We start from the raw sequence: 17,638 nt of genomic DNA, 5'->3' as shown, positions 1-17,638 counted from the left end.
AAGACGCAGCACGGACAAGGTTATCCACAGCCCGCCAAATAGCGCCACATCACCGTGATCAATTGAAACGATTATATTTGCCCTTGGCCGCAATCGCCTCCAAAAACCGGGCGAAACACCCGTTTTTCTTGATAAATTCACTTTACAGCCGCGGCCTGCTGTCGCATCCATTTGCCCACAGACCAGATTTTCATGACCTAAAAGGAGTGCCGTTATGGCCAAACAGAAAGTCGCAATGCTGACCGCCGGTGGACTTGCTCCCTGCCTCTCTTCCGCTGTTGGCGGCCTGATTGGCAGATACACGGACATCGCACCGGAGCTCGACATCGTGGCCTACCGCTCCGGTTATCAGGGCGTTCTTCTGGGTGACCGTATCGAAATCAACAAGGACATGCGCGAAAAGGCGCACCTGCTGCACCGTTATGGCGGCTCGCCAATCGGCAACAGCCGCGTCAAGCTGACCAATGCTGCCGACTGTGTGAAGCGCGGCCTCGTCAAGGAAGGCGAAAACCCGTTGCGCGTTGCGGCTGAACGTCTGGCCAATGACGGCGTCACCATCCTCCACACCATTGGTGGTGATGACACCAACACCACCGCCGCCGATCTCGCAGCCTATCTTGGCGCCAACGGTTACAACCTCACTGTGGTTGGCCTTCCAAAGACCGTCGACAATGACGTCGTTCCAATCAAGCAGTCGCTTGGCGCATGGACAGCCGCCGAAGTCGGCGCAAACTTCTTTGACAATGTTAGCAATGAACAGAGTGCCGCACCTCGCACATTGGTAATCCATGAAGTCATGGGCCGCCACTGCGGTTGGCTGACGGCCGCAACCGCCCGTTCCTACATTCAGAAAACCAGCGCCAATGAATATGTCGACGGCTTCATGATGAATGCCGCGATGAAGAACATCGACGGCCTTTTCCTGCCGGAAATGGCGTTCGACCTGGAGGCAGAATCTGAGCGTCTGCGTGCCATCATGGACAAATCAGGTTATGTCACGCTGTTCGTGTCGGAAGGTGCCGGCCTCGATACCATCGTTGCCGAACGCGAAGCGGCTGGCGAAAGCGTCAAGCGCGACGCGTTTGGCCACGTCAAGATCGATACTATCAATGTCGGCGGCTGGTTCCAGAAGCAGTTCGCATCGCTGATCGGCGCGGAACGCTCGATGGTTCAGAAGTCTGGTTATTATGCCCGCTCCGCCCCGGCCAATCAGGATGACCTGCGCCTGATCCAGAGCATGGTCGATCTTGCTGTCGAAAGCGCGCTCAACAAGGTGTCCGGTGTCACCGGCCATGACGAGGAACAGGGTGGCAAGCTGCGCACCATCGAATTCCCGCGCATCAAGGGTGGAAAGCACTTCGATATCTCGGCAAAATGGTTCACCGACGTGATGGATCACATCGGCCAGAAGGCTGTGTCAGCATGACGCATAAGGGCGCCCTGCAACCTGCAGGTGCCCTAACCATTTGAATTTATGCATCGGCTTGTCAGGAAAATTTCTTTTTGATTGACGACCCGATGCTTTTTCAGGGTAAATTCCCTTGCAAGACGTCAGGAGCATGGCATCATGCTTCTGATCTTGCTAAATTAAAGCATGGCACACAAAACTGTGTAGCGGTTTTGAGATAAGAACATGCGATAAGAAAGACTTAAGGCGCGCCCGGACCATCTGCTGATCCGTTGCGCTTTGGGAGGAAAGGGAGCCGAAATGATGAACGCCGAGCTATGGATCACATTTGCCGCAGCTTGCGCCATTTTGTTTTCACTTCCCTCGCCGCTTTCACACCGGGTAGCATCCTATCGTGCCATCAGAGGCAAAAAAACCATTTTCCCGGCCATTACAGGCGCATCGATTGGCATTGTAACCGCAATGACGGCCGCCGCGGTGCCGACGCTCGGCTTTGCCTATCTCTCCGCATCCCTGCTGGAAATCGTGCAATGGGCCGGGATTGGCTGGCTGTTGCTGTTCATGCTGTGGGTGTTTGCCAGCCCGGCTGTGCGGCTTGCCAAGGCCGACAATGACAACCTTCCTTTCAAGACAGCCAGCGGTGTTTTCACCGACTGTTATTGCCTGGCGCTGACACCACGTTTCATCGCTGTCTTTCTGGCCTTGTTGCCGCAGTTCGTGACAGCAGGTGCAGACAACATTACCTTGCTGGCAGAAATGCAGGCGCTGGCCCTTCTGATGTCGCTTGTTCTGGCCCTCGGACACGCTGTTTTTGCCGAAAAGAGCCTGTCACTTGCGCGGCAGATGAGCAACCAAAAACGCAAGCCTTATCAACGCCGTAGCTACTTCATCAGCGGTCGCGCCGTAACAGCAGGATACCGCCGCATTGCCGCCTGACGTTGCAGGCCTGCTTGCCGCCCGGTTCACAATAGGTTAATGGACGTCACATGTAGTGGCCTGCTTCGTTCGCGACGAGGGCGTCGAAAGACAGGCAAAACGAGAGCGGCAACATGACAAAACGCCTGAGTGCAAGCCGGAGAACGGCGCTCCTGATATCGACCACTTTTGGTATCGCAGCCACTTTGGCAGGTTGCACCAGTGTAGAAATTGCTTCCAAGCCGCAGCTTGAAACCACCCAGCCGACCTTGCAGGCGCAGGCAACGACAGCGCCTGCTGCAGATGGCACGGCACCGGCCGCCGCAACTGTAGTTGCAGGCACAGAAGTTGCTGCACAGGCCGCAGCAGCACCCGCGACAGCAAGCGTCGCCGTTGATGCTGCCGGCAAACTCGTTCTTCCACCAGCCGCAGAAATTGCCGCAGCAGCCGCCCAAGCGCCGACCGATGGCCAGGCAGAAGCACAAATGGTGGCGCAGGCAACCACTCCGCCAGCACAGCAGGCAGCAACCGCACAGGCCACACCTGCTGCAGCCGCAAATACTGTTGCCACAGCAGGCAACACGGCCACCTTCACACAGGTTGCCGCCGTAAAGGGTTCGTTCCCAAGCAAACAATCCGAATCTGCAGCCATGCGCATTTCCATGGCCATGCAGCCGTTTGACGATGGCAAGGCCGCCCAGGCCGCCATTTCCGCGCAGACAGCTGTTCCCTCTCAAAAACCGCAGGGCGTGATGATGGCGTATGCCTCCGCCCCGCAGAACTCGGCCATCGCTGCCATCAACACCCGCGAAGGCATGGAAACTTCTCCTGTCGGACGCGAAAAGCTCAGCACGCTGATTTCCAAATATTCGCAGATGTATGATGTGCCAGAAGATCTGGTGCACCGCGTCGTACAACGCGAAAGCCGTTACGTTCCGTCCGCCTTCAACCGTGGACATTACGGCCTCATGCAGATCAAACACGCCACCGCCCGTTCCATGGGCTTTGATGGCCCTGCGTCCGGTCTGTTCGATGCAGAGACCAACCTGAAATATGCCGTCAAATATCTGCGCGGCGCATGGCTGGTGGCTGACAACGACCGTGACAATGCCGTACGTCTTTATGCACGTGGTTACTACTACGATGCCAAGCGTAAGGGCATGTTGCACGTCCTGCGCAAATAGGCGCTATCCACAGCACGTCATCAAACTGTAGCGTATCAGAGATAAACGCCTCTAACCCAATGTAGAGGTGGAATCATATGACGAGCGCCACACACAAAACCAGCTTTCGTAACAATGGAAAGCTGAAGAATGCCCTTCTCCAGCACAAGACACTTTCTACGGATGGCTTTTCCGAGCGTCTGTTCGGCGTGCTGTTTTCCGGTCTGGTTTACCCGCAAATATGGGAAGATCCGGAAGTCGACATGGAAGCCATGGAATTGCGGGACGGGCACCGCATTGTCACCATCGGCTCCGGTGGCTGCAATGTACTGGCATACCTCTCGCGTAATCCTGAAAGCATTGATGTCGTCGATCTCAATCCGCATCACATCGCCCTCAACAAGCTCAAGCTGACCGCTTTCCATCACCTGCCCGGCCACGGAGATGTTGTTCGCCAGTTCGGCCAGTCCAACATCCGCAGCAACAGTGAAGGCTATGACCGCTTCATCGCCCCTCACCTCGACCACCAGACCCGCGCCTATTGGTCCAAGCGCACGATGACCGGCCGTCGGCGTATTTCGGTATTCAATCGCAATATCTACCGCACCGGCCTGCTCGGCCGCTTTATCGGCGCAGGTCACGTCATTGCCCGCCTGCACGGCGTCAAATTGACCGAGATGACCCACGCCCGCACCATGGATGAGCAGCGCCGCTTCTTTGATGAGAAGGTAGCACCGCTGTTTGACAAGCCAATGATCCGCTGGCTCACCAAACGCAAAAGCTCGCTGTTTGGCCTTGGCATTCCGCCACGTCAGTATGACGAACTGGCAAGCCTCTCGGATGGCAACACCATCACCCCGGTTCTGCGTGCCCGCCTTGAAAAGCTGGCTTGCGACTTCCCCTTGAAGGATAATTACTTCGCCTGGCAGGCATTTGCTCGCCGGTATCCAGAGCCGCATGAAGGCGATCTGCCAGCCTACCTGAAGCCGGAATATTACGAAGCCATTCGTAACAACGCGCTCAAGGTTTCGGTACACCACGCAACCTTCACGGAGCTTTTGGCTGGCAAACAGGCCGCCAGCCTCGACCGCTACGTACTCCTAGATGCGCAGGACTGGATGAACGACACACAGCTCAACGATCTGTGGAGCCAGATGACCCGCACCGCTGCCCAGGGCGCACGCGTCATCTTCCGTACCGCTGCGGAAAAAAGCGTCATCGAAGGCCGCCTGTCGCCGGAAGTCCGCAACAATTGGGTCTATTTGGAAGAACGGTCGCACGAACTGAACCGCAAGGATCGTTCGGCAATTTACGGCGGCTTCCACATCTACGAAAAGACCTCGGCATGAGTGGTCAAAGCAAAGGGTTTCAGTCCCTTGATAGCAATGACCACGCCGGCCTGATGGATGATATGTACCGCTACCAGCGGTACATTTACGACCTGAGCCGCAAATATTACCTGCTCGGACGCGATGGCACCATTGCTGGCCTGAATATCCCAGCTTACGGCACCATGCTGGAAGTCGGTTGCGGCACAGGTCGCAATCTGCTGCTGACCCGCAAGATGTTTCCTACCGCCCGTTTGTTCGGTCTGGATATCTCTGCACAGATGCTTGAAACAGCCGCTGCAAACTTCAGATCTGAATCGACAAAACCGGTTTTCAAAGTGGCCGATGCCACGGCCTTTGACGCTGCCGATTTCGGACAGGATGGCGGTTTTGACCGGATCATGATTTCCTATGCGCTGTCGATGATCCCCGACTGGCACGGCGCAATCGATGCGTCATTGTCAGCACTGGCACCGGCAGGCAGCCTGCATATCATCGATTTCGGCCAGCAGGAAAAACTGCCCTTACTGTTCAGGCGCCTGTTGCGGGGGTGGCTTACCCGCTTTCATGTCACGCCGAGAGTTGATCTGCGAGATGTTCTCGAGCAGCGCCTCACGCAGCATAACGCCACCTTGCGCTTTGAAACTATTGGCGGTGGCTACGCCTGGCGGGCCGTGATTACCAAAGTCCAGCAGGGATAAACGGCACAATCGGCCCCCTCACATCCAGCATCATCCTCGGTTAAAAACCGGGGATGATGACATCTCGCTGCAAAGCCTTGCTTGAATACCAAGCAAAACAGTGTTTTGCCCCTTGTCATAACCGGTTGTTTACCACGATATGCTGAATTAAGAATATCCGAACTGCTTCGAAACCGAGGTGGTGTGGGGGTAGATTTCCTTTTTTAGACGAGACAGACATGGGGCGACGGCTTTTACCGGTGGTTCTTTCCACATTGATGCTGGTCAGTGGCTGCACTTCCGCCAGCTATGACCTGCTGGAAACGGCATCCGTTGCCAAACCACGCTTTCAGGACACCGATCCGCAGGACTTTGGCGTCAACAATCCGCACCGCCATGATATCCATGGCATCGATGTGTCCAAGTGGAACGGCGAAGTCGATTGGCAGCAAGTGCGCAAGTCAGGCGTCTCCTTCGTCTTTATCAAGGCCACCGAAGGTTCCGACCGCATCGACCCGAAATTCAATGACCACTGGCGCCTCGCCGCGAAAGCGGACATTCTGCATGCACCCTACCATTTCTACTATTTCTGCTCGACGGCGGATGCGCAGGCCGACTGGTTCATCCAGAACGTGCCGAAGGAAGCCGTAACCCTGCCGCCGGTTCTTGATGTCGAGTGGAACCCGTCTTCCCCGACCTGCAAGACGCGCCCTGCCCCGATGGTCGTGCGCGCCGAGATGCAGCGCTTCCTCGACCGTCTCGAGAAACACTACGGCAAACGTCCGATCATCTACACCTCGGTGGACTTCCATCGTGACAATCTGGTTGGCCAGTTCAAGGACTACCATTTCTGGGTTCGCTCGGTGGCTGCTCATCCAGCCAAGATCTATGAGGATCGCCGCTGGGCGTTCTGGCAATATACCGCAACCGGCGTTGTGCCCGGCGTGACCGGACCGACGGATATCAACGTGTTCTCGGGCAGCGAAAAGAACTGGAAAAGCTGGGTTACAACCGCTAGCAAGTAATGCTGAAAGGCCTTTGTTAACGAAGCAGCCATCAAACCGGATGTTCAGCCCGGTTTTGGGGTGTTTTTATACCAGGCCTCATGCTTTCGTCACAAAGCTTGTCGAAAGCAGGAAAACTTCATTACCAAGGAACCACACGATGTTCATGCCATCCGTCCGCAGCGCGGTTCTCGTCGCTGCCACCTGCCTTCTGACTTCCGGTACTGTTTTTGCGCAGGCGCAGACAACAACACAGGCACCCGCACAGGCCGCAGCTTGCGGCGGTGATCTTTCAGCTTTCCTGCAGGGTGTAAAAACAGACGCATTGGCAAAGGGCATCCCGGCTGACGCCATCGACAAGGCTCTGGCAGGCGCGGAGATTGACCAGAAGGTTCTCTCGAGAGACCGCGCCCAGGGCGTTTTCAAACAGACCTTCCTTGAGTTCTCGCAGCGCACCGTCAGCCAGGCTCGCCTTGATATTGGCCGCAAGAAGATTCAGCAGCTTTCCAGCACCTTCCAGCGTGCCGAGCAGGAATTTGGTGTTCCAGCTGGCGTCATCGCCGCCTTCTGGGCCATGGAAACCGATTTCGGTGCCGTTCAGGGTGATTTCAACACACGCAACGCACTTGTGACCCTGTCGCATGACTGCCGCCGTCCGGAACTGTTCCGTCCGCAGCTGCTTGCCCTGATTGAGATGGTGCAGCATGGCGATCTCGACCCTGCCACCAACACCGGTGCGTGGGCTGGCGAAATCGGCCAGGTACAGATGCTGCCCAAGGACATTATCGCCTTTGGTGTCGACGGTGACGGTGACAACCACATCAACGTCAAGACCAGCGCTCCAGACGCCATTCTGACGGCCGCGAAGTTCATCCAGAGCCTTGGCTTCCGCAAGGGCGAGCCGTGGATCCAGGAAGTCAGCGTTCCGGAAAACCTGCCTTGGGAAAAATCCGGCCTCGGTGGTCCTTTGACGGCTGGCGAGTGGTTTGCGCTCGGCGTGACCCCGCGTGACGGCAATAAGAATTTCGCAAACCTGCCGGCCGCACTGGTGCTGCCACAGGGTCGCAAAGGCCCGACCTTCATCACCTACCCTAACTTCAATGTGTATCTGGAGTGGAACCAGTCCTTCATCTACACGACGTCTGCGGCCTATTTCGCCACACGTCTGATGGGCGCACCTGTTTACAACAAGGGTAACCCCGATCAGGGTCTGGATGACGCGGCGATGCGGGAGCTGCAAACCAAGCTCGACAACATGACACATGACGTTGGCAAGATCGACGGCATTCTCGGTTCAGGGACCCGTGTTGCCGTCCAGCGCGAGCAGAAGCGTCTTGGTATGGCAGCCGATGGTTGGCCTACCCGCGAGCTTCTCGACGCGCTTTAAGGCAAAACTGCCACATTTGGCACCGATTGAACCAAGCGGCCCCTGTTCGAATCTGGGGCCGCATTTACCATCCCGCTTAAGGATTATGTCCTAATCTCGACAAAACGACTGGGGATAAGCGGCCTGGATTTACTTTTTCTCAATAAAACAATTAATTTCTAATATTGAAATATTATTTGATTTTCAATGGATTGAGGAAATCCATTCCTAAAAACCGAACAAATGCACTGCGCTGCGGCATAAAATACGCTTTTCAAGCGACACAAAACGGTCATATTATCCTCCAGTCAACAGAAGGAGGCAGACCATGGGACTCACGAACTCTCTTAATGCCTTGGTAGTCGGTATGGCGTTTGTGTTCGTCGGAGCAATGCTCTTTATCTGACGAGGACTTCAAGGCTCGATCAAGCATCCAAAACAGTTGATGACTTAAAAAAATTTAAAAGCGCAGATTCGGGAGGATCTGCGCTTTTTCCGTATTTGTGAGAATTTAAGTCGGTTCAGGCTGCCGAGCGTCGCTCACGGGACAGGCCGAGATTTTCCAGAACCGCATTGACCAGTGGCGCACGGTTCATCGTGTAGAGATGAAACTCGTTGAAGCCGCGACGCTGCAAATCCTCGATCTGCTCAGCGGCCACATCGGCGGCCACCTTGGCCCGGTCTGTCGGGTTGTCATCCAGACCTTCGAAGCGAGTATCCAGGAATGAAGGTACGCTTGTGCCGCAACGACCAGCAAAACGCTTGAGCTGCGTTAGGTTCTGGATCGGCATGATGCCCGGCACCACGGGAATAGTGATGCCAGCAGCCGTTACACGCTCCATGTAACGCTCATAGACGTCGTTATCGAAAAAGAACTGCGTTAGGGCACGCGTTGCGCCATTGTCGAACTTGCGCTTCAGCATGTCGATGTCAGCCGCTTCGTCGGTGCTCTCAGGGTGTTTTTCCGGATAGGCGGACACAGAGATTTCGAAATCGCTGATCTCGCGCAGCCCCTTCACCAGTTCCGATGCATTGGCATAACCGTCCGGGTGCGGCTTATATGCCGTGCCGATACCGGTTGACGGATCACCACGCAGCGCCACGAAATGGCGTACACCGGCAGCACGAAATTCGTCCACAACCTTATGCACGTCCTCCCGGCTGGCATCAACGCAGGTCAGATGCGCTGCCGTATGCAGCTTGGCATCGCCAATCATCCGTCGCACAGCCTCAAGCGTCGGTGCCTTGGTCGTGCCACCAGCGCCATAGGTCACCGACACGAAGTCCGGGTTCCAGCGCGAAAGCTCGGTCACCGTCTCCCACAATTGTTTGTCCATTTCCGGCGACTTCGGCGGAAAGAATTCAAAGGACAGATGAATATGGCCATTGGCGCGATTTTGTTCTGTCGTGGCCATTGTCATGCCCTCCCCGAGGCAACAAACGGAGTGGATGCTGCTGCCTCGTTTGCAATCAGCAAACGTTGGTCCTTTGCAATCCAGATTGTAACATCCAGTGACTGGCTGCCGGCTTTGCCGGAGCGCAGATCAACCGCCTTAAGGAGCTCGAGTTCAGACTTCTTCAGCCAGTCCTCAAGCGTTTGGTGAGAAAATCCGAGCCGCACATGGGCATGGTCTTCCCGCAGATAATCAAATGAATGCGGTGCCAGATCGATGATGACCAGACGGCCACCGGGGCGCAACAAACGCGCAGCTTCGGCAATGGCCCGGTCAGGCTCATCCAGGAAATGCAAAACCTGATGGATAACGATCAGATCGAAATCCTGACCTTCAAGCGGCAGGTTGAAAATATCGCCGTGCCGGACGGACGCATTGCTAATGCCCGACTTGTCGAGATTGGACCGCGCCACGGCAAGCATGTCACGGCTGGCATCCACGCCAATCGCACGGCGGTAGACACCGCTGAGCAACTGCAGGATACGGCCGGTGCCGGTGCCAAGATCAAGCATCGAGTCGATAGGCGTCGTGCCAATCAGGCCAAGAAGCTGCTCTTCGATCAATTCGTCGCTGACATGCAGCTTGCGCAATTCGTCCCAGGCGGCCGCATTTCGGCTGAAATAATCCTGCGCGCGCTCAGAGCGGACCCGTTTCACATCGGCCAGACGTTCGCTATCACGCAGTAAAACGGCATCATCCTTGGCAGTTGCGTCCAGCAACTGGCGTACCAGTGAGGCGGCGTTTCCATCCTGTTTCAGACGGAAATAAGCCCATGCACCTTCCTGATAACGGTCGATTAGATCTTCTTCCGTCAAAAGCTTCAGATGTCGGGACACACGTGGTTGGGATTGACCGAGAATTTCGGTAAGATCGGTGACAGTCAGATCGCCAGCCGACAACAAAGCCAGCAGACGCAACCGCGTCGGCTCACCTGCCGCCTTCAACAAATCCACAAGATTGTTCAATTCAAACTGCACAACACGCCTCGCCAAGACCCAATCAAGACATAAAGATATCTTTATGTGATTTGATAAGCGGTTGCAAGCGATAATCCCAAAACTGTTAACGCATTTTGTCAGGTCACGACAGGTCCCAGGGCGGCCGTTTGCGCGACGCTCCGGCCGCCCTGAGGTTAGCAATCAAGGTCAAACGACGTTGATTCCCGCCTGCCAATGCTCATAAAGCGTTTCGATGTCGCCACTGGTCAGCAGCGGCATCACCTGATGTAGTTGTTCATCGGGCCAGTTCCACCACTGCATTTCCATCAATATAGCAATATGGCGCTCGTCGAAACGCAGACGAATGTTACGGGCTGGATTACCGCCGATAATTGCGTAAGGCTCGACATCACGGGTTATCAGCGCGCGTGTACCGATCACCGCACCATCCCCGACTTTGACACCCGGCATGATAACGGCCTCGGAACCGATCCACACATCATTGCCGATAACGGTATCACCGGCCGGTTTGTAACCGTTCTGCGCGCCTGCGAATGCCGGCACCTCCGACATCCAGTAGAATGGAAAGGTGCTGATCCAGTCGTTTCTGTGGCCCTGATTACCAGCCATGATAAAGGAAGCACCTGATCCAATTGAGCAGAAGCTACCAATGATCAGCCTGTCGGCACCTTCATCCGGCAGAAGATACCGGGCACAATCATCGAAACTGTGACCGTGATAATAACCGGAATAATAGCTGTAGCGACCAACAACGATGTTGGGGTTGGTTATCTGCTTGTCGAGCGTAATGCCCCTGAAAGGGCTTTCAAAATAGTTTTGCATTGAAGTTCTCTCTGCATGTGTTTCGCCGCGGCGCACTTGCAGGCACACGGCATCCTTGCGAAAGACCAGAGGTCTTGTCGCCACAGCCCCTCACATCAGATGCGCGGGAGCACTATGCAGATGGTACACGGTGCAGATTTCATAGGATGCTTTTAGCCTGTTTCCCGTCTGGAGGAAACCCGCTGCGCGGCACTCAAGACCAAGGCGGTAACCGAACGATACAACAGAGCTGAATTGACAGCGGCCGCACAAGGTTTCCCCTTATGCGGCCGCTTGTATCGAAGTCAGGCTGAAGGTCAGGCCTCTGCCACGGGCCTATGAGATCAGAACTCGGTCCAATCCTCGGCAACGGCCGCATTGCCATGCGTACCTGTAGCAGAACGGCGAAGCGGTATCTGTCGGGGAGCCGTCGGCACAGGTGCTGCCACACGACGCATGACATCCGCCGCCGCCTGCAACTGCCCAACCTGCTGGCCAAGCTGGAACTGCGACAACAGAGAGTTCAGATTGACGCTTTCTTGCGCAAGCGCCGCACCGGCCGCATTCATCTCCTCCACCATCGCCGCATTCTGCTGCGTCGACTGATCCATGTGATTGACGGCCGTATTGACCTGCGCCAGTCCAGCGGACTGTTCATGTGCTGCGGTCGCAATGGCTTCCATATGGATATTGATCAACTGAACCAGACCGGCAATTTCGGCCAGACCTGTACCGGTATCGTTGACGAGGCGCACACCTTCGCTGACGGCAATTTCAGAATTACCGATCAGCGATTTGATTTCCTTGGCGGCATTGGCAGAACGTTGTGCTAGTTCACGCACCTCCTGTGCAACGACAGCAAAGCCTTTGCCTGCCTCACCCGCACGTGCGGCCTCGACACCGGCGTTCAGGGCCAACAGATTGGTCTGGAAGGCGATCTCGTCGATAACACCAATGATCTGGCTGATCTGCTTGGAGGAGTTTTCAATCTTCTCCATGGCAGAAACGGCGTTGCGCACGACATTGCCGGAGTTATCAGCACGGTCACGGGCGTTACGCACCACATCACGCGCCTCGCCTGCCCGTCTGGATGTTGAAGTCACATTGGCGGTGATCTGTTCCAGCGCTGCAGCGGTTTCCTCAAGTGACGCGGCCTGCTGCTCTGTACGACGTGAGAGATCATCAGACGCAGACGACACCTCCTTCGATCCACCAGTCACCGTGGATACGGAGTGGCCAACACTTGCCAGCGTCTCACGCAACTGGCGAACCGAACTGTTGAAGTCCTGCCGTAATGCTTCAAACTGCGAGGACAGTGGTTCGTGCAACTCGCACAACAGGTCACCCGCGGCCAGACGTTTCATGCTGCTGGCAAAGGTGCTTGTGGCCTCAACCAGCCGCGCCTCTGCTTCTGCCTCCGCAACCCGTTGCATGTCCAGCCGCTCGCGTTCTGCGCGGCCTCTTGCCTCTTCCTCTGCCGCTTCCAGTTCACGATTACGAATAGCGGCCTGACGGAACACCTCAACGGCCTGTTCCATGTCGCCGACTTCGTCCTTGCGGCCGGTGGCGACATCATTGTTGTCGATATCGCCATGCGCCAAGCGCCCCATAATCTGAACCATGCGTGCAATGGGCCGCACAACCGTCATCGCCATCAGGCCGGAAAACACCACCATGATGAGGCCGCCGATAAGGCAAAGCACGGCAATCACAACAAGATTGCTGAAAGCACCATCGGCATGCGCCTGCGCCAATGCCGCGATGCGCTGCAAATCCTCATTTTCGATCTGTTTGAGCGTTTCAATACGTTTGGTGGAAACAGTGAACCATTTGCCGCTGTCGAGATTGCCCAGCTCGGCATTTTCGCCATTGGCAAGAATAAGCGTGCGGATCGCGACAACGTCTTGGGAAACGTCGGCAATCATCGCCTGATATTTGCTGCGCTGGTTTTCATCCAGAACCGACAGCGAAGAATTGAGAAGCGCGGCCTGACCGCCAGCCATGGCTGCAAACTCTGCGAAGCGGCTTGGGTCCACTCGTTTTGCTGTAATAAAGCCATTGCCAATTGCACGTTCCTGACCGGCAATTTCCTTGGCCTGCATTAGTTGCACATAGCCAGACATCTGCTGGGCAATGCCGGCGTCTTGCGCAGTAGCGGCGATATTGCCGGAAAGACCGACAATCTTGCCAACGACGCCCGTGTAGAAACTGAACGATTGCGCACCGGTCGTTGACAGGTTGTCGACGGATCTACGTAGAACTGCAATTTCGCCAATACCGCTGCTGATTGATTGCTTGGGACCGGCCAGATCAAAATCAACCGCTTTCGCCAGTTCCTCCGACACCGTCTGGAACTCTCCGACCGCTGCATCGGTCTGCGAACGGGCGCTAGCAAGCTGGGACGCATTCTGATTGCCCTTTGAACCGATAAAACCCGCTGTCAGGCCACGCTCCACCTGCAGGGCATGGACCATGTCACTCAGCTTTTTCAACTGTTCACTGGCGACCGTAATCTGCTGCATGTCATTATAGATAACCAAACGATCCGATATCTGGACGTAGGCAAGATAACCGGCAGCAAGCATGGGCAATGTGACTGCGGTCCACAGTCGCTTGCTGATTGAAATATCGACCAATCTCATGAGACACTCCTGAAGCATGGCCTCATGCCATCTAAAATTGTGCCGATCATGCACCAGCAAAAGCTACGGAAATCACCTTAAGAAAAACTGAAAACAAAAATCAAAACAATGGCTTAAAATGACGATCATCAAGCTGCACACAAATGTCGCAGGTCAGATTTTCTTTATAATTCGGCAAGATTTGCCGCACAAAATAAAAGCCTCTGCACACATAGCGTGCAGAGGCTTCATGAAATTGTCCGTTATTTGGACAGGTCTTAGCGTGTCAGGCGCTTGTAGGCCTGGCTGCCGGGGTTGAGGGCATCAGGACCAAGGCGACGAACCTTGTCTTCCTCGTAGTCTTCGAAGTTACCTTCGAACCATTCGACATGGCCGTCACCCTCGAAAGCGAGGATGTGTGTCGCCAGTCGGTCAAGGAACATGCGATCGTGGCTGATGATGATGGCGCAGCCTGCGAAGGCTTCCAGCGCGCTTTCCAGCGCACCGAGTGTTTCCGTATCAAGGTCGTTGGTCGGTTCGTCGAGCAGCAGCACGTTGCCGCCAGCCTTCAGCATCTTTGCAAGGTGAACGCGGTTACGCTGACCACCCGAGAGATTGCCAACCTTCTGCTGCTGATCGCCGCCCTTGAAGTTGAATGCGCCGCAATAGGCTCTGGAGTTCATGTCGAACTTGCCAAGCTTGATCACTTCGGCACCGCCAGAAATTTCTTCCCAAACGGTCTTGTTGCCATCCAGCGCATCGCGGCTCTGGTCAACATAACCAAGGTGAACCGTTTCACCGACGCGGATCGAACCGGCGTCCGGCTTTTCCTGGCCGGTGATCATCTTGAACAGCGTCGACTTACCGGCACCGTTCGGGCCGATGATACCAACGATACCACCAGGTGGCAGCTTGATCGACAGGTCGTTGATCAGCGTGCGGCCTTCAAAGCCCTTGTTGATGCCTTCCAGCTCGATAACGACCTGGCCAAGACGCTCGGAGACAGGAATGATGATCTGCGCGTCGCCTGGACGGATGTTTTCAGCGGCATCCACCAGCTGTTCGTAAGCCTTGATACGGGCCTTCGACTTGGCCTGACGAGCTTTCGGGCTGGATGCAATCCATTCCTGTTCGCGCGACAGTGCCTTCTGGCGGCCGGCTTCTTCGCGGGATTCCTGCTGCATGCGCTTTGCTTTGGCCTGCAGGTAGGCAGAGTAGTTGCCTTCGTAAGGAATGCCACGGCCACGGTCGAGTTCGAGAATCCAACCGGTAACGTTGTCCAGGAAGTAACGATCGTGGGTGATCATCATCACGGCGCCCGGATAGTCACGCAGGTGCTTTTCGAGCCATGCAATGGTTTCGGCGTCAAGATGGTTGGTCGGTTCGTCGAGCAGCAGCAGGTCAGGCTGCGACAGCAGCAGACGGCACAGCGCAATACGACGGCGCTCACCACCCGACAGCGTTTCAACATTGGCGTCCTTTGGCGGGCAGCGCAGTGCTTCCATCGCCATTTCGACCTGCTGTTCCAGATCCCACAGGTTCTGGCTGTCGATGATGTCCTGAAGCTTGGCACCCTCATCCGCAGTTTCGTCGGAATAATTCATCATCAATTCGTTGTAACGATCGATAACGGCCTTCTTGTCGGCAACGCCTTCCATGACGTTTTCAAAAGCGGTCTTGGCAGGATCAAGCTTTGGTTCCTGCTCCAGGTAACCAACGGTCGCGCCTTCGGCGAGCCAGGCTTCACCGGTAAATTCCTTGTCCTGACCGGCAATGATGCGCAGCACAGTAGATTTACCGGCACCGTTTGGACCGAGAATACCAATCTTGGCATCCGGGTAGAACGACAGGTTAACGTTTTCGAGGATCTTCTTCGCCCCGTAGGACTTGTTAAGACCAGACATATGATAAATGAACTGACGTGCCATTAAAGGAATGCTCCGCGCCATGAAATGAGGTTTGCCGCTATGTAGGCGAAATGACCGTGTGGGGCAATGTCGAAACGGGAATTATCCTACGTCGCAAAAGCAAACGGCATACAACGCCCCGTCAAAATCCTATCGTAAGCGGCTGTGATCGATGCGGAAAACCTGCAAGTCGGACGCGTTGTCTGTGATAATTCTTTCCAGCCCTGGCCAGTCTTGGCCTGTTGCCAGCACCGTGTAAAGCACAGCGTCCTTGTCGCTCAACTCAAATCCCAGGCGGCATACAACAACATAGTCAAAAGGTGCAAGCGCCTGTTTTCTGGCTTCCACGTCATTGGAGAGAAATGCCGTAAAGACCCGACGCATACCGGGTGCGGTGCGATGAAACGGCGCGGATGCAATCGAAAAACCATCCGGCATGGTTGCTGCGAGTGGCATCGCCAATCCTTGCGGCGAGATGATACGGCCCGGCGAAAGCGTTGCCAAGACTGACATATCCTGCCCTTGGCACTGGTCATATTGCATTAAATCAGTGGGGTGAAAGGCAAATTCGCCTTTGGAGAACATCAGAAGCGATCCTGCAAAAACAAGCACGCTTGCAGCAGAACTAAACACCGCTGGCAGGATCGAGGCGCCGTCTGCTCTCGCCTGCCGCCACCAGTGCACGGAGAAGAAAAGGAAAAACGGCATAAATAACAGCGCGAATTTCAAATAACGAGCCATCAACAACGCCAGAATAAGCGCACACGCCATGACCGCGTAGAGGATCAGATATTTGGTATTCTGCTGAAAGCCTTTCCTGATGACAGGAATAAGTGCAAAAAACACAAGTCCGGTTACCGCGCCAAGAAGAGGCACGACACCACTCGTATCGACACTATAAAGCTGCAGGAAGTTCTTCTCCTGCAAAACGCGATCAAACCAAAGCGCGTGCTCCAGCGGCCCCAACATCCCATATGGACCTTGCAGGCATTGCGGAAACAAACAGGCCGTAACAGCAACGATAATCAGCAGCGGGACAATGAAAGCCGCCGCCTTGATAGACTGCTGCGCAGCACGCGGCGTAAAATAGAGGCTGCCACATATACTCAGCGGCACCAAAATCATCGGCAATATATAAGGTGCCGAAAACGCATCGCACTGAACCGACCGTATCGAGGCGGGTCCAAGAAACGCAAATGCACAAACAATGGTGGCAATAAACATTGCCATACAGGCGCCAAGCAGCACCCGCCTGCTCTCTTTATTACCGACAAGATAGGAAAGTATAAGACCCGCCCAGACGACCACGACAAGCGGCAAGACTTCAAGGCCTGTTACCAGAGATATGGCGGCGCCGGAACCGATCAGCACACCACTATTGAAGCTCCACAGCATCAACCCGCAAGCAATCATCATCATTGCCAGGATCTGCACATTATGATGATCGATGCGACCTGGCGAAAATTCCTGCACTACGCTTGCCAGAAAGCACACCATGCAAACAATCAGAATGATCTGCATGCGCGTAGAAAATGTTTCGAGCGGCACCATGCGCGTCAAAAGCAACGCCGCCAGAAAACTGAAGGGCACAAGCAAAAGAAGTGGAACGATGAAGAGCGCAATATTCAAGGCCACTTCAGGTGCGAAAAGCATTTCCGCACTTGCAGTTACAATGACATATGGCAAGTCAACCAGCCGCGACCACGGCGAGAAATACGGTTCCGGCATGGCGATGAACGGCAACTGAAAATCAAACCATTGCCCTTTGGGCGACAGCAAATGACGGATTTGCAGTTCTCGCATCCGGTCGTCAACATCACTCACCTGAGCAACACCTTCGGTCATGCTCAGGAAGATCAGGATCATGGCGACGGTATAAATCAGCAAGGATACGTGGAAGATGGGTAATTGACCGTTTTTCTGTAACGGTTTCATTGTATTGGCTGAAATGGATATCATAACCAAACCCTGCAAGATCAACCTCACATCCGTAAAGGATGAAGCATTGATTTTGCAATACCTGAAGTTGCAA

At 55.0% G+C, this 17,638-nt stretch carries 13 protein-coding genes; 7 read left to right on the top strand and 6 right to left on the bottom strand.

The window, feature by feature from the left end; translation table 11 throughout:
- The first annotated feature begins 214 nt into the window (after positions 1-214).
- The 7 genes from M2418_RS03370 to M2418_RS03340 all read left to right on the top strand — a co-directional run bounded on the left by M2418_RS03370 (position 215) and on the right by M2418_RS03340 (position 7,885).
- Positions 215-1,426, top strand: coding sequence for a pyrophosphate--fructose-6-phosphate 1-phosphotransferase (locus tag M2418_RS03370; protein WP_192488499.1), 1,212 nt, complete (start codon positions 215-217; stop codon positions 1,424-1,426).
- Positions 1,427-1,708: 282 nt separating this feature from the next.
- Positions 1,709-2,344 carry a LysE family translocator gene (locus tag M2418_RS03365; protein WP_250981887.1) on the top strand — a complete coding sequence of 212 codons (636 nt, stop codon included), beginning with the start codon at positions 1,709-1,711 and terminating at the stop codon, positions 2,342-2,344.
- Positions 2,345-2,457: 113 nt separating this feature from the next.
- Entirely contained in the window at positions 2,458-3,507 is a 1,050-nt protein-coding gene (locus M2418_RS03360; protein ID WP_259144166.1) for a lytic transglycosylase domain-containing protein, read from the top strand.
- A gap of 77 nt (positions 3,508-3,584) precedes the next feature.
- On the top strand, positions 3,585-4,835 hold the full coding sequence (locus M2418_RS03355) for a DUF3419 family protein (RefSeq protein WP_259144158.1): 1,251 nt from the start codon (positions 3,585-3,587) through the stop codon (positions 4,833-4,835).
- Positions 4,832-5,515 carry a class I SAM-dependent methyltransferase gene (locus M2418_RS03350; RefSeq protein WP_259144156.1) on the top strand — a complete coding sequence of 228 codons (684 nt, stop codon included), beginning with the start codon at positions 4,832-4,834 and terminating at the stop codon, positions 5,513-5,515. The genes M2418_RS03355 and M2418_RS03350 overlap by 4 nt, the downstream gene beginning before the upstream one ends.
- 218 nt (positions 5,516-5,733) lie before the next feature.
- Positions 5,734-6,519 (top strand): glycoside hydrolase family 25 protein, encoded by a 786-nt coding sequence (locus M2418_RS03345; protein ID WP_259144154.1) that lies wholly within the window; start codon positions 5,734-5,736, stop codon positions 6,517-6,519.
- 145 nt (positions 6,520-6,664) lie between these two features.
- Positions 6,665-7,885: a lytic murein transglycosylase gene (locus M2418_RS03340; protein ID WP_259144885.1), complete on the top strand. Its 1,221-nt coding sequence runs from the start codon at positions 6,665-6,667 to the stop codon at positions 7,883-7,885.
- Positions 7,886-8,385: 500 nt separating this feature from the next.
- Here M2418_RS03340 and metF read toward each other — a convergent pair whose 3' ends face one another.
- The 6 genes from metF to M2418_RS03310 all read right to left on the bottom strand — a co-directional run bounded on the left by metF (position 8,386) and on the right by M2418_RS03310 (position 17,565).
- Positions 8,386-9,279, bottom strand: a complete 894-nt coding sequence (metF, locus tag M2418_RS03335; RefSeq protein ID WP_259144152.1) for a methylenetetrahydrofolate reductase [NAD(P)H] — start codon at positions 9,277-9,279, stop codon at positions 8,386-8,388.
- Positions 9,280-9,281: 2 nt separating this feature from the next.
- On the bottom strand, positions 9,282-10,295 hold the full coding sequence (locus tag M2418_RS03330; RefSeq protein ID WP_192488493.1) for a metalloregulator ArsR/SmtB family transcription factor: 1,014 nt from the start codon (positions 10,293-10,295) through the stop codon (positions 9,282-9,284).
- A gap of 168 nt (positions 10,296-10,463) precedes the next feature.
- Positions 10,464-11,099 carry a type B chloramphenicol O-acetyltransferase gene (gene catB, locus M2418_RS03325; RefSeq protein ID WP_259144149.1) on the bottom strand — a complete coding sequence of 212 codons (636 nt, stop codon included), beginning with the start codon at positions 11,097-11,099 and terminating at the stop codon, positions 10,464-10,466.
- A 323-nt stretch (positions 11,100-11,422) separates the two neighbouring features.
- Complete coding sequence (locus tag M2418_RS03320; RefSeq protein WP_259144139.1) at positions 11,423-13,720, bottom strand: methyl-accepting chemotaxis protein; 2,298 nt, start codon at positions 13,718-13,720, stop codon at positions 11,423-11,425.
- Positions 13,721-13,977: 257 nt separating this feature from the next.
- Positions 13,978-15,627: an energy-dependent translational throttle protein EttA gene (gene ettA / locus M2418_RS03315; protein WP_192488491.1), complete on the bottom strand. Its 1,650-nt coding sequence runs from the start codon at positions 15,625-15,627 to the stop codon at positions 13,978-13,980.
- Positions 15,628-15,756: 129 nt separating this feature from the next.
- Entirely contained in the window at positions 15,757-17,565 is a 1,809-nt protein-coding gene (locus M2418_RS03310; RefSeq protein ID WP_259144136.1) for a hypothetical protein, read from the bottom strand.
- Between the last annotated feature and the right edge of the window lie 73 nt (positions 17,566-17,638).

Source organism: Rhizobium sp. BIGb0125, assembly GCF_024810055.1.
Lineage (GTDB): Bacteria > Pseudomonadota > Alphaproteobacteria > Rhizobiales > Rhizobiaceae > Agrobacterium.
This window is presented reverse-complemented; position numbering and strand designations above follow the sequence as displayed.